The organism is Pseudomonas sp. St316 (genome assembly GCF_018325905.1).
In the GTDB taxonomy this organism is placed as follows: Bacteria; Pseudomonadota; Gammaproteobacteria; order Pseudomonadales; family Pseudomonadaceae; genus Aquipseudomonas.
Genome location: NZ_AP021901.1, coordinates 4,934,685 through 4,947,135, shown reverse-complemented (window position 1 = coordinate 4,947,135; position 12,451 = coordinate 4,934,685). Strand labels below are relative to the sequence as shown.

The 12,451-nt window shown below is 60.5% G+C and carries 14 protein-coding genes; all 14 read left to right on the top strand.

Features of this window, described 5'->3' with window-relative positions:
* Positions 1-227: 227 nt before the first annotated feature.
* The 14 genes from fliL (at position 228) to KI237_RS21965 (ending at position 12,431) form a co-directional block, all read left to right on the top strand.
* On the top strand, positions 228-731 hold the full coding sequence (gene fliL, locus KI237_RS22030) for a flagellar basal body-associated protein FliL (RefSeq protein WP_212797040.1): 504 nt from the start codon (positions 228-230) through the stop codon (positions 729-731).
* Between the two features lie 9 nt (positions 732-740).
* Positions 741-1,709 (top strand): flagellar motor switch protein FliM, encoded by a 969-nt coding sequence (gene fliM / locus KI237_RS22025; protein WP_212797039.1) that lies wholly within the window; start codon positions 741-743, stop codon positions 1,707-1,709.
* A 72-nt stretch (positions 1,710-1,781) separates the two neighbouring features.
* Positions 1,782-2,240, top strand: coding sequence for a flagellar motor switch protein FliN (gene fliN, locus KI237_RS22020; protein WP_003199107.1), 459 nt, complete (start codon positions 1,782-1,784; stop codon positions 2,238-2,240).
* A 27-nt stretch (positions 2,241-2,267) separates the two neighbouring features.
* Positions 2,268-2,678, top strand: a complete 411-nt coding sequence (fliO, locus tag KI237_RS22015; RefSeq protein ID WP_072341704.1) for a flagellar biosynthetic protein FliO — start codon at positions 2,268-2,270, stop codon at positions 2,676-2,678.
* Complete coding sequence (fliP, locus tag KI237_RS22010) at positions 2,678-3,427, top strand: flagellar type III secretion system pore protein FliP (RefSeq protein ID WP_212797038.1); 750 nt, start codon at positions 2,678-2,680, stop codon at positions 3,425-3,427. The genes fliO and fliP overlap by 1 nt, the downstream gene beginning before the upstream one ends.
* 23 nt (positions 3,428-3,450) lie before the next feature.
* Positions 3,451-3,720 (top strand): flagellar biosynthesis protein FliQ, encoded by a 270-nt coding sequence (gene fliQ / locus KI237_RS22005; RefSeq protein ID WP_212797037.1) that lies wholly within the window; start codon positions 3,451-3,453, stop codon positions 3,718-3,720.
* Between the two features lie 4 nt (positions 3,721-3,724).
* Positions 3,725-4,507 carry a flagellar biosynthetic protein FliR gene (gene fliR / locus KI237_RS22000; RefSeq protein WP_212797036.1) on the top strand — a complete coding sequence of 261 codons (783 nt, stop codon included), beginning with the start codon at positions 3,725-3,727 and terminating at the stop codon, positions 4,505-4,507.
* 3 nt (positions 4,508-4,510) lie between these two features.
* The gene (gene flhB, locus KI237_RS21995; protein ID WP_212797035.1) at positions 4,511-5,647 is read left to right on the top strand and encodes a flagellar biosynthesis protein FlhB; all 1,137 of its coding nucleotides are present in this window, start codon (positions 4,511-4,513) and stop codon (positions 5,645-5,647) included.
* Between the two features lie 263 nt (positions 5,648-5,910).
* Entirely contained in the window at positions 5,911-8,040 is a 2,130-nt protein-coding gene (gene flhA, locus KI237_RS21990) for a flagellar biosynthesis protein FlhA (RefSeq protein WP_212797034.1), read from the top strand.
* Positions 8,041-8,051: 11 nt separating this feature from the next.
* Positions 8,052-9,401 carry a flagellar biosynthesis GTPase FlhF gene (gene flhF, locus KI237_RS21985; protein WP_212797033.1) on the top strand — a complete coding sequence of 450 codons (1,350 nt, stop codon included), beginning with the start codon at positions 8,052-8,054 and terminating at the stop codon, positions 9,399-9,401.
* 116 nt (positions 9,402-9,517) lie between these two features.
* Entirely contained in the window at positions 9,518-10,348 is an 831-nt protein-coding gene (fleN, locus tag KI237_RS21980; protein ID WP_003184001.1) for a flagellar synthesis regulator FleN, read from the top strand.
* Positions 10,345-11,088, top strand: a complete 744-nt coding sequence (gene fliA, locus KI237_RS21975; RefSeq protein WP_014337177.1) for an RNA polymerase sigma factor FliA — start codon at positions 10,345-10,347, stop codon at positions 11,086-11,088. The genes fleN and fliA overlap by 4 nt, the downstream gene beginning before the upstream one ends.
* A gap of 167 nt (positions 11,089-11,255) precedes the next feature.
* Positions 11,256-11,627 (top strand): chemotaxis response regulator CheY, encoded by a 372-nt coding sequence (locus tag KI237_RS21970; RefSeq protein ID WP_003199125.1) that lies wholly within the window; start codon positions 11,256-11,258, stop codon positions 11,625-11,627.
* 18 nt (positions 11,628-11,645) lie between these two features.
* Positions 11,646-12,431, top strand: a complete 786-nt coding sequence (locus KI237_RS21965) for a protein phosphatase CheZ (protein WP_212797032.1) — start codon at positions 11,646-11,648, stop codon at positions 12,429-12,431.
* Positions 12,432-12,451 lie beyond the last annotated feature (20 nt).

Here is a 12,451-nt window from a genome sequence, read left to right as displayed (position 1 = left end):
GCCTCAACACCCTCTGTGGGAGCGAGCTTGCTCGCGATAGCTGTGGATCAGTACCCGACTGGGTGACTGACACTCCGCTATCGCGAGCAGGCTCACTCCCACATTGTTTTATGGGGTTCCGAAGATCGCATCTGTCCGTCATCCTGAGTACCGACACTTCTGGCATAACACTTGCTCCAGCCTTGCCGTGCAACAGTGAAAACCCCGATTAGTGACGGATTATTGGCATGGCGAAGAGTGAAGCAGCAGCTGTAAAAGACCCTGCAACCAAAGGCAAACTCAAGCTGATCATCGTGATCGTGGTGGGTTTGCTCCTGGCGATCGGCGTTTCGGTGGGGGCGACCTGGTATTTCATGCACAGCGCTCAAAGCAAGCCGGCGGTGGCGGCCGAAGCCGCGCCAGTGGGCAAGCAGCCGGCGATTTTCGAACCGATGGCGCCAGCCTTCGTCGCCAACTACACCCAAAATGGTCGCCAACGCTACATGCAGGTCAGTATTACCTTGCTGGGTCGCAACCAGGCTGACCTGGAAGCACTGCGGGTGCACATGCCACTGATCCGCAATAATCTGGTGATGCTGTTTTCCGGACAGAATTTCGACACCCTGGCCACGCCCGTCGGTCAGGAAATGCTGCGCCAGAAAGCCACGGCCAGCGTGCAGGAAGTGGCTCAGAAAGAGCTCGGCAAAGTGGTGATCGAACAGTTGCTCTTCACTAACTTCGTATTGCAGTAGGAACACGACATGGCCGTGCAGGACCTGCTGTCCCAGGACGAAATCGATGCGCTGTTGCATGGTGTCGACGACGGCTTGGTGCAGACCGAAAACGCTGCTGAACCGGGCAGCGTCAAAAGCTACGACCTGACCAGCCAGGATCGCATCGTTCGCGGACGCATGCCGACCCTGGAAATGATCAACGAGCGTTTCGCCCGCTACACCCGCATCAGCATGTTCAACATGCTGCGCCGTTCGGCCGACGTGGCCGTCGGTGGCGTGCAGGTGATGAAGTTTGGTGAGTACGTGCACTCGCTGTACGTGCCCACCAGCCTCAACCTGGTGAAGATCAAGCCGTTGCGGGGCACCGCGTTGTTCATCCTTGACGCCAAGTTGGTGTTCAAGCTGGTGGACAACTTCTTCGGTGGCGACGGTCGTCACGCCAAGATCGAAGGGCGGGAATTCACCCCGACCGAGCTGCGGGTGGTGCGCATGGTGCTGGAGCAGGCCTTCGTCGACTTGAAGGAAGCCTGGCAGGCGATCATGGAAGTGAACTTCGAGTACATCAACTCGGAAGTGAACCCGGCCATGGCCAACATCGTCGGCCCGAGCGAGGCCATTGTGGTCTCGACCTTCCACATCGAGCTCGATGGCGGTGGCGGCGACCTGCACGTGACCATGCCGTACTCGATGATCGAGCCGGTGCGTGAAATGCTCGACGCCGGTTTCCAGTCGGACCTCGACGATCAGGACGAGCGCTGGATCAACGCTTTGCGCCAGGACGTGCTGGATGTCGACGTGCCGGTCGGCGCGACAGTCGCTCGGCGCCAACTGCGTCTGCGGGACATCCTGCACATGCAACCGGGGGACATCATCCCCGTCGAGATGCCGGAAGACATGATCATGCGTGCCAATGGTGTGCCGGCCTTCAAGGTCAAGATGGGCTCTCACAAAGGCAACCTGGCGTTGCAGGTGATCGAGCCGATCGAACGCCGCTGAGCGGTGTCGAACCCCTTAAGTTTGTAACGGATTTTTGCTTCTAACTGAATTTTTGCCCGCCGAGGACAAATGATGGCTGACGATATGAATACCCAGGATGACCAGGCGCTGGCCGACGAATGGGCTGCGGCCCTGGAAGAAACCGGCGATGCCGGGCAAGCCGACATCGACGCCTTGCTGGCGGCTGACACTGGCGCCCATGCATCCAGCCGCCTGCAGATGGAAGAATTTGGCAGCGTGCCGAAGAGTCATGAACCGGTGACGCTCGATGGCCCGAACCTGGATGTGATCCTCGATATCCCGGTGTCGATCTCCATGGAAGTGGGCAGCACCGACATCAACATCCGCAACCTGCTGCAGCTCAACCAGGGCTCGGTGATCGAGCTGGACCGCCTGGCCGGCGAGCCGCTCGATGTGCTGGTCAACGGCACCTTGATTGCCCATGGCGAAGTGGTGGTGGTCAACGAGAAGTTCGGTATTCGCCTGACGGACGTGATCAGTCCGAGCGAACGCATCAAGAAGCTGCGCTGAGTGAAAGGTTTCTTCGCAGCAGCCGCGATGCTGCCATTGAGCGTACTGGCCGCCGAACCGGTTGCCACGGCCGCCGCCGCGCCGGTAGCAGGCAGTGGTGTCGCCGGGCAATTGGCGCAATTGGTGCTCGGCTTGCTGCTGGTGCTGGGCTTGATCTTCTTTCTCGCCTGGCTGTTGCGGCGCGTGCAGCAGGCGGGGCCGGCTGGCAAGGGGCAGGTCATCGACATCGTCGGTTCACGCGCGCTCGGGCCGCGTGACCGACTGGTGCTGGTGCAGGTCGGCAACGAGCAGATCCTGCTGGGCCTGAGCCCGGGCACTATCACCGCCTTGCACGTCCTCAAGGAGCCGGTGCAGGTGCCTTCCGCCGAGCAGGCCAGCCCCGAGTTTGCCCAGCGCCTCATGGAACTGTTGGGTAAAGACCAGAAGGATAAAAAGTAATGCCGTTGCGCATTCTGTTGGCATTGGCCCTGATGCTGGCCGCACCGTTGGCGTTCGCCGCCGATCCGCTGTCGATCCCGGCGATCACCCTTGGAACCAACGCCGAAGGGGCCCAGGAATACTCGGTCAGCCTGCAGATCCTGCTGATCATGACCGCGCTGAGTTTCATCCCGGCGTTCGTCATGCTGATGACCAGCTTCACCCGGATCATCATTGTCTTTTCGATCCTGCGCCAGGCCTTGGGCCTGCAACAGACGCCCTCGAACCAGATCCTCACCGGCATGGCGCTGTTCCTGACCATGTTCATCATGGCCCCGGTGTTCGACCGGGTGAATCAGGATGCGCTGCAACCTTACCTGGCGGAAAAACTCAGCGCCCAGGATGCCGTGGCCAAGGCGCAAGTGCCGATCAAGGATTTCATGCTGGCGCAGACGCGCAGCAGCGACCTGGAGTTGTTCATGCGCTTGTCCAAGCGCACCGATATCCCCAGTGCCGATCAGGCGCCCTTGACCATCCTGGTGCCGGCGTTCGTGACGTCCGAGCTCAAGACCGCTTTCCAGATCGGCTTCATGATTTTCATCCCGTTCCTGATCATTGACCTGGTGGTCGCCAGCGTGCTGATGGCCATGGGCATGATGATGCTCTCGCCGCTGATCATTTCCCTGCCGTTCAAGATCATGCTTTTTGTGCTGGTGGATGGCTGGGCGCTAATTATCGGCACCCTGGCAGGCAGTTTCGGTGGTGTTTAGGCCTTTTGTGCGGGTAGGACGATATGACGCCTGAAGTAGCGGTAGACCTGTTCCGTGAAGCGCTCTGGCTGACGACCACGATGGTTGCCATCCTGGTGATCCCCAGCCTGCTGGTAGGGTTGCTGGTGGCGATGTTCCAGGCCGCGACCCAGATCAACGAACAGACCTTGAGCTTCCTGCCGCGCCTGCTGGTGATGCTGGTGACGTTGATTGTCGCCGGCCCCTGGATGGTACAAACCTTCATGGAATACATCCTGCAGTTGTACGGCAGTATTCCGCAGTTGATCGGCTGACCCCATGTCGATGCTCGCGCTGACGGACACCCAGATCAGTTCCTGGGTGGCATCGTTCGTCCTGCCGCTGTTTCGCGTCACCGCGGTGCTGATGAGCATGCCGGTCTTCGGCACGACCCTGGTGCCGCGGCGTGTGCGTTTGTATTTCGCCCTGGCGATCACGGTGGTCATCGCGCCCGGGCTCCCACCGATGCCGCCGGTCAATGCCCTGGACCTCAGTGCGCTGATGCTGGTGGCCGAGCAAATTCTCATCGGTGCCTTGCTGGGGTTCTCGCTGCAACTGTTCTTCCAGGCCTTCGTGGTGGCCGGGCAAATCATTTCGATCCAGATGGGCATGGCCTTCGCGTCCATGGTCGACCCCACCAATGGCGTGACGACGGCGGTGATCGGTCAGTTCCTGACGATGCTGGTCACGCTGTTGTTCCTTGGGATGAACGGGCATCTGGTGGTGTTCGAGGTCGTGACCGAAAGCTTTACCACCCTGCCGGTGGGCAGTGCGTTGCTGGTCAACCATTTCTGGGAAATAGCCGGGAAGCTCGGCTGGGTCCTGGGCGCGGCGATGGTGCTGGTATTGCCGGCGATCACCGCGTTGCTGGTGGTCAACATCGCCTTTGGCGTGATGACCCGCGCGGCGCCGCAATTGAACATTTTCTCCATTGGTTTCCCGCTGACCCTCGTGCTGGGCATGGTGATTTTCTGGGTCAGCCTGGGGGATATCCTCAACCAGTACCAGCCGCTGGCCACCGAGGCCTTGCAGCTTTTACGCGACATGGCACAGGCACGCTGAACCATGGCCGAGAGCGAGAGTGGTCAGGACAAGACAGAAGACCCCACGGAAAAGCGCCTGCGCGAATCCCGGGAAAAGGGTGAGACTGCCCGTTCCAAGGAACTCAACACGCTGGCGGTGATGCTGGCGGGGGCGGGCGGGTTGCTGGTTTATGGCGGCGGGTTGGCCCTGGACTTGCTGGAAATCATGCGCCTGAATTTCTCCTTGCCCCGTGAGGTGCTGCTCTCCACGGACGCCATGTCCCAGCATCTACTGCACTCGGGCAAGATCGCGATCCTGGCGGTGCAGCCGGTTCTGATCTGCTTGCTGCTGGCCGCTGTGATCGGCCCGATTTCCCTGGGCGGTTGGTTGTTCGCCGCCGGCAGCCTGGCCCCTAAATTCAGCCGGATGAACCCGGCCGCCGGCATCAAGCGCATGTTTTCCACCACGGCGCTGATGGAATTGCTCAAGGCGTTTGGCAAATTCCTGCTGGTTCTGTTCGTCGCGCTGACGGTGTTGCAGTCCGACATCGACGATCTGCTGCGCATTGCTCACGAGCCGCTGGAACAGGCGATTATTCACAGCGTGCAGTTGGTGAGCTGGAGCACCTTGTGGATGGCTTGCGGCCTGATTCTGATCGCTGCCATCGACGTGCCGATCCAGCTGTACCAGAGCAAGCAGAAGCTGATGATGACCAAGCAGGAAGTGCGCGACGAGCACAAGGACTCGGAGGGCAAGCCGGAGGTCAAGCAGCGGATCCGTCAGTTGCAGCGTGAGGTCTCCCAGCGGCGGATGATGGCGGCGATCCCCGACGCCGATGTGGTCATCACCAACCCGACCCACTATGCCGTGGCGCTCAAGTACGACCCCGAAAAAGGCAACGCTCCGGTGTTGCTGGCCAAGGGCAGTGACTTCCTGGCGCTGAAGATCCGTGAGATCGCCGTGGCCAATGAGGTGATGCTGCTCGAATCCCCGGCCCTGGCGCGATCGATCTACTACTCCACCGAACTCGATCAGGAGATCCCTGGCGGCCTGTACCTGGCCGTGGCCCAGGTATTGGCCTACGTCTACCAGATCCGCCAGCACCGCGCTGGCAAGGGCAAGCGCCCCGAGCCACTCAAGGACTTGCCGATCCCGCCGGATTTGCGCCGCGATTCCTGAGCAAGCGTGCACACCCCCAACCACCGGGCCTGTGTGCGAGCTTGCTCGCGATAGCGGTCTGCCTGGGTCGATGAGGTTGAATGTGTCGGCGCATCGCGAGCAAGCTCGCTCCCACGGGTTCCGGTGGCTGGCCCGAATGCTGTCGACCAATCCCATAACCCGCTCAAATCAGCCCTCGACAAAAGTTGGAAGGCTTCTTGCAATACCCCGTCTGCGCCCCCTTTGGGCGTCAAAAGTTTGCTTCACAGGAACGGGGAATATTGGTGGATCGCTCTCAGTTACTCAGCACCGCGCGCAGCAATGTCGTAGACCTCAGCCGGGGTAATCTGGGCGTGCCGCTGTTGCTGCTGGTCATGCTCGCCATGATGATGCTGCCGGTGCCGCCGTTCCTGCTGGACGTGTTCTTCACGTTCAACATCGCCCTGTCGATCGTCGTGCTGCTGGTGTGCGTCTACGCCTTGCGGCCGCTGGATTTCGCCGTATTCCCCACCATCCTGCTGGTGGCCACGCTGTTGCGCCTGGCGCTGAACGTGGCGTCCACCCGGGTGGTCATGCTTCACGGTCAGGACGGTCACGCCGCCGCCGGCAAGGTGATCCAGGCCTTCGGTGAGGTGGTGATTGGCGGTAACTACGTGGTCGGTATCGTGGTCTTCGCCATCTTGATGATCATCAACTTCGTCGTGGTGACCAAGGGTGCCGGGCGGATTTCCGAGGTGAGCGCGCGTTTCACCCTCGATGCGATGCCCGGCAAACAGATGGCGATCGACGCTGACCTCAACGCTGGCCTGATCGACCAGAGCCAGGCCAAGCTGCGTCGCTTGGAAGTGGCCCAGGAAGCCGAGTTCTACGGTTCCATGGACGGTGCCAGCAAATTCGTACGCGGTGACGCCATCGCCGGTTTGCTGATTCTGTTCATCAACCTGATCGGCGGCATGGCCGTCGGTATCTTCCAGCACAACATGTCGTTTGGCGACGCCGGCAGGGTCTACGCCTTGTTGACCATTGGTGACGGTTTGGTGGCGCAATTGCCATCACTGTTGTTATCCACAGCGGCCGCGATCATGGTGACCCGCGCTTCGGGCTCCGAAGACATGGGCAAGCAGATCGGCCGGCAAATGTTCGCCTCGCCCAAGGCGCTGGCCGTGGCTGCTGGCCTGATGGCGGTGATGGGCCTGGTGCCGGGGATGCCGCACATTTCCTTCCTGAGCATGGCGGCCATGGCGGCAGGCGGTGCCTACCTGTTCTGGAAGAAGCAGAACGTGCAGAAAGTCCAGGCCTTGCAAGAGGTCAAGCGCCAGCAGGAACTGCTGCCGTCTCCGGCCCGCGCCATGGAAACCAAGGAGCTGGGCTGGGACGACGTGACCCCGATCGACATGATTGGCCTGGAAGTCGGCTACCGCCTGATTCCGTTGGTCGACCGCAACCAGGGTGGTCAATTGCTGGCGCGGATCAAGGGGGTGCGCAAGAAGCTTTCCCAGGACCTGGGCTTCCTGATGCCCACCGTGCACATTCGCGACAACCTCGACCTGGCGCCGAGCGCCTATCGCCTGACGTTGATGGGGGTGATCCTGGCCGAAGCCGAGATCTATCCCGACCGCGAATTGGCGATCAACCCCGGCCAGGTCTACGGGAGCCTCAACGGCATCACCGCCAAGGATCCGGCTTTTGGCCTGGAAGCGGTGTGGATCGAAATCAGCCAACGGGCCCAGGCCCAGTCCCTCGGTTATACCGTGGTGGACGCCAGTACGGTGGTGGCGACCCACTTGAACCAGATCCTGTACAAGCACTCCAGCGAGCTGATCGGCCACGAAGAAGTCCAGCAACTCCTGCAAGTACTGGCCAAAGGCTCGCCGAAGCTGGCTGAAGAGCTGGTGCCGGGCGTGGTTTCGTTGTCGCAGTTGCTAAAGGTGCTGCAGGCGCTGTTGGCCGAACAGGTGCCCGTGCGCGACATACGCAGTATTGCCGAGGCTATCGCCAACAACGCTTCCAAGAGTCAAGATACCGCCGCCCTGGTGGCTGCGGTTCGGGTCGGCGTGTCCCGCGCAATCGTCCAAAGCATTGTAGGCACTGAGTCTGAGCTGCCTGTGATCACCTTGGAGCCAAGGTTGGAACAGATATTGCTCAATAGTCTGCAGAAGGCAGGACAAGGCTCGGAAGAGGGTGTTCTGCTGGAGCCAAGCATGGCCGAGAAGCTGCAGCGTTCGCTGATCGAAGCAGCCCAGCGGCAAGAGATGCAAGGCCAACCGGTGATCCTGCTGGTGGCCGGTCCGATTCGCGCGATGCTCTCGCGATTCGGTCGCCTCGCGGTCCCGGGGCTGCATGTGCTGGCGTACCAGGAAATACCGGACAACAAGCAAGTGACCATCGTTGCGACAGTAGGGCCCAACGGCTGAGGTAGTGGTTTATGCAAGTGAAGCGTTTTTTCGCCGCCGATATGCGTCAGGCCATGAAGCTGGTTCGTGACGAGCTGGGCGCTGAAGCGGCCATCATCGGTAATCGCCGGATCGCTGGCGGTGTCGAACTGACCGCCGCTCTGGATTACAAGTTGTCGGCGCTGGCTCCACGGGTTCCGAACATGGAACTCGAAGACGAGCTGCGCAAGACCCAATCGCGCATCGCCAGCGCCCAGGCCGAACTGAGCCTGCGCAGCAGCGAAGGCGAGGGCGCGGCAGGCACCAATCGTCAATTGTTCGCTGGTCAGCCGCTGACGGCCGGCCTGCCGTTGACCGCCGCCGAACCGCTGATCGAGCAGGCCCACGCCGAACCGCGTCGTCCTGAGCCGGCGCCCGCAGCGCCTGCCCGGGGTATCGATCCGCGCGCCCTGGACTCGATGCGCTTTGAACTCAACAGCCTGCGCGAGCTGATGGAAGTCCAGCTCGGCTCCCTGGCCTGGAATCAGCTGCAAGGCAGCCGTCCGGCCCAGGCCAACCTGTGGCGTCGCCTGCAACGCATCGGCCTGTCCGGCCCGTTGTCCCGGGACCTGCTGGCGCTGATCAATGGTATCGAAGAGCCTCGCCAGGCCTGGCGCATGTTGCTGGCGCACCTGGCGCGGATGATCGCCACGCCGGAAGTCGAGCCACTGGAAGAGGGTGGGGTGATTGCCATGGTCGGTCCTGCCGGCATGGGCAAGACCACCACCCTGGCCAAGCTCGCCGCCCGCTACGTACTCAAGTACGGCGCCCAGAGCATCGCCCTGGTGAGCATGGACAGTTTCCGCATCGGTGCCCAGGAGCAACTCAAGACCCTGGGACGGATCCTCAATGTGTCGGTGACCCATGTGGATCCGGGCCAGTCCCTGGCCCAGGCATTGGAACCGTTGCTGCGCAAGCGCGTCGTACTGATCGATACCGCCGGCCTGCAAGCCAGCGATCCGGCCCTGCGCATGCAGCTCGAAAGCCTGGCCGGACGCGGCATCAAGTCAAAAAATTATCTAGTGTTGGCAACCACCAGCCAGAAACAGGTTCTAACCGCCGCATACCACAGCTATAAACGCTGCGGGCTGGCCGGCTGCATCCTGACTAAGCTGGACGAAACGGCAAGCCTGGGCGAGGTGTTGAGCCTGGCGATCGGTCATGAATTACCGGTGGCCTACCTGACTGACGGGCCGCGGATCCCGGATGATTTGCATCTGCCGCGTCGTCATCAACTGGTCAGTCGTGCCGTGAGTGTGCAAATGCAGGAAGAACCCAGCGAAGAAGCCATGGCTGATATGTTCGCTGATATCTACCACAGCCCGACCAAGCAGGTCGGCTGAGGTAATCATGAATATTTTTTGTACCTACATCGATGGTCTGCCAGGCATTGTTCCGTATGCGAACGCGCAGCCAGTAATGTGGCCTCCGTCTAAGTAAGACAAGGTAAAGAACGAACATGGGCAGCATGCATCCCGTACAGGTGATCGCGGTGACCGGCGGCAAAGGTGGCGTCGGGAAGACTAACGTGTCAGTGAACTTGTCCCTGGCTCTGGCAGAGCTTGGCCGACGGGTCATGCTGCTGGACGCCGACCTGGGCCTGGCGAACGTCGACGTGCTACTGGGGCTTACACCCAAACGCACCCTGGCGGACGTGATCGAAGGCCGCTGCGAACTGCGCGACGTGCTGTTACAGGGGCCGGGCGGGATTCGTATCGTGCCGGCCGCCTCCGGCACCCAGAGCATGGTCCACCTGACGCCGGCCCAACACGCCGGCCTGATCCAGGCTTTCAGCGACATCGGCGACAACCTCGATGTGCTGGTGATCGACACCGCGGCCGGTATAGGCGACTCGGTCGTCAGTTTCGTACGCGCTGCCCAGGAAGTGCTGCTGGTGGTCTGCGACGAACCGACGTCCATCACCGACGCCTATGCCTTGATCAAGCTGCTTAACCGCGACTATGGCATGAACCGCTTCCGCGTCCTGGCCAATATGGCCCAGAGCCCCCAGGAAGGACGCAACCTGTTCGCCAAGTTGACAAAGGTCACGGATCGCTTCCTGGATGTTGCCCTGCAATACGTCGGCGCCGTGCCCTACGACGAAAGCGTACGCAAGGCTGTCCAGAAGCAACGTGCCGTTTATGAAGCCTTTCCACGTTCCAAATGCGCGCTGGCGTTCAAGGCGATCGCCCAGAAGGTCGATACCTGGCCGTTGCCGGCAAACCCGCGCGGGCATCTGGAATTTTTCGTCGAGCGTCTTGTGCAACAAACAGCAGGGCCCGTGCTATGACAGCCAGCGGTTACAACCATCTCTACAAAAAATCGGCACGGGACGCCCAATACGAATTGATCGAGCGTTACGCGCCACTGGTCAAGCGTATCGCCTATCACTTGCTGGCGCGGTTGCCGGCCAGTGTCCAGGTCGAAGACTTGATCCAGGCGGGCATGATCGGCCTGCTCGAAGTGTCGAACAAATACGACGCGAGCAAGGGCGCGAGTTTCGAGACGTATGCCGGTATTCGCATTCGCGGAGCCATGCTCGATGAAGTCCGCAAGGGCGATTGGGCGCCACGTTCGGTACACCGCAATACCCGCATGGTCAGTGATGCAATTCGGGCAATTGAAGCTAAAACCGGGCGTGACGCTAAAGATCACGAGGTTGCGGCCGAACTCCAATTGAGTCTCGACGATTATTACGGGATTTTGAACGATACCTTGGGCAGCCGCCTGTTCAGTTTCGACGACCTGTTGCAGGACGGCGAACATGAAGGGCTGCACGAGGATAACGCGAGTGCTCACATGGAGCCGTCGCGTGATCTGGAAGATGAACGTTTCCAGAGCGCGCTGGCGGATGCGATTGCCAATTTGCCGGAGCGTGAGCGGCTGGTCTTGGCGCTGTACTACGACGAAGAGCTGAACCTCAAGGAAATCGGTGAGGTCCTGGGGGTCAGCGAATCGCGGGTCAGCCAGTTACACAGCCAGTGCGCGGCCCGTTTGCGGGGGCGTTTGGGGGAGTGGCGAGCGCGTTGACAGGCAGTGTGGGGACACTGCGAACGAGGCTGGCCTGGCAGGTACTGCGCCAGTCTCCATCCGTTGTGCTCCAGACCGTTGTCGAGTGTTGTGCCGGATTGATTGAAATGGCGCGTCCAGGTGCTGGGCGCGTTTAAGACTGCTTGGAGGTCGAATTGGACAAGAACATGAAAATCCTCATCGTTGATGACTTCTCAACGATGCGGCGGATCATAAAAAACCTGTTGCGTGACCTTGGGTTCACCAACACGGCCGAAGCAGATGACGGAACCACTGCGCTTCCGATGTTGCACAGTGGCAACTTCGATTTTCTGGTCACCGACTGGAACATGCCGGGCATGACCGGTATCGACCTGTTGCGCCAGGTGCGTGCCGACGAAAAACTCAAGCACCTTCCGGTGCTGATGGTGACCGCCGAAGCCAAGCGCGAGCAGATCATCGAAGCGGCCCAGGCCGGTGTAAACGGCTATGTGGTCAAACCCTTCACGGCCCAGGCGTTGAAAGAGAAGATCGAAAAAATCTTCGAACGCATCGGTTAACGGCGCCACGGGGGAGCTATGGACAACGAATCTTCAATGGGCGATTTCGAATCGACCCTGAAAAAACATGCCCGCGAACTGGTCGACAGCCTTGAAAAAGGTCGCTTTGGCGATGCGGTTCAAATGATCCATGAGCTCAACCAGACCCGTGATCGCGGTCTGTATCAGGAAGTGGGCAAGCTCACGCGTGAATTGCACAGCGCGATTGTCAATTTCCAGATCGACCCGCATATGCCGCAGGCCGAGGAAGTCTCGCAGATCACCGATGCCACCGAGCGTCTGGGTTATGTGGTCAAGCTGACCGAGGCTGCGGCCAACCGCACCATGGACCTGGTGGAAAGCGCAACGCCGCTGGTCAATGGCCTGAGCGAAGAAGCCCAGGCCTTGAGCACCGACTGGGGTCGGTTCATGCGGCGCGAAGTCGGCGCCGAAGAGTTTCGGGAGCTGGCCCGCCGGGTCGACGGTTTCCTGACACGCAGCAGCACCGAGAACCGCGCCGTCGCCAGCAACCTCAACGACATCTTGCTTGCCCAGGACTATCAGGACCTGACCGGCCAGGTGATCAAGCGCGTGACCCAGCTGGTCACCGAAGTGGAAAGCAATTTGCTCAAACTGGTGTTGATGGCCAGCCAGGTCGACCGCTTTGCGGGCATCGAACACGACCGTGAAGCGATGCTTGCTGAAAAAGATCCACAAAAACATCTCTCTCAGGGTGAAGGTCCGCAAATTCATGCCGATAAAAGAGAAGACGTTGTGTCCGGTCAGGACGATGTGGACGATTTGCTGTCCAGCCTTGGATTCTGAGTTTTAGCCCTGTTTTAGGA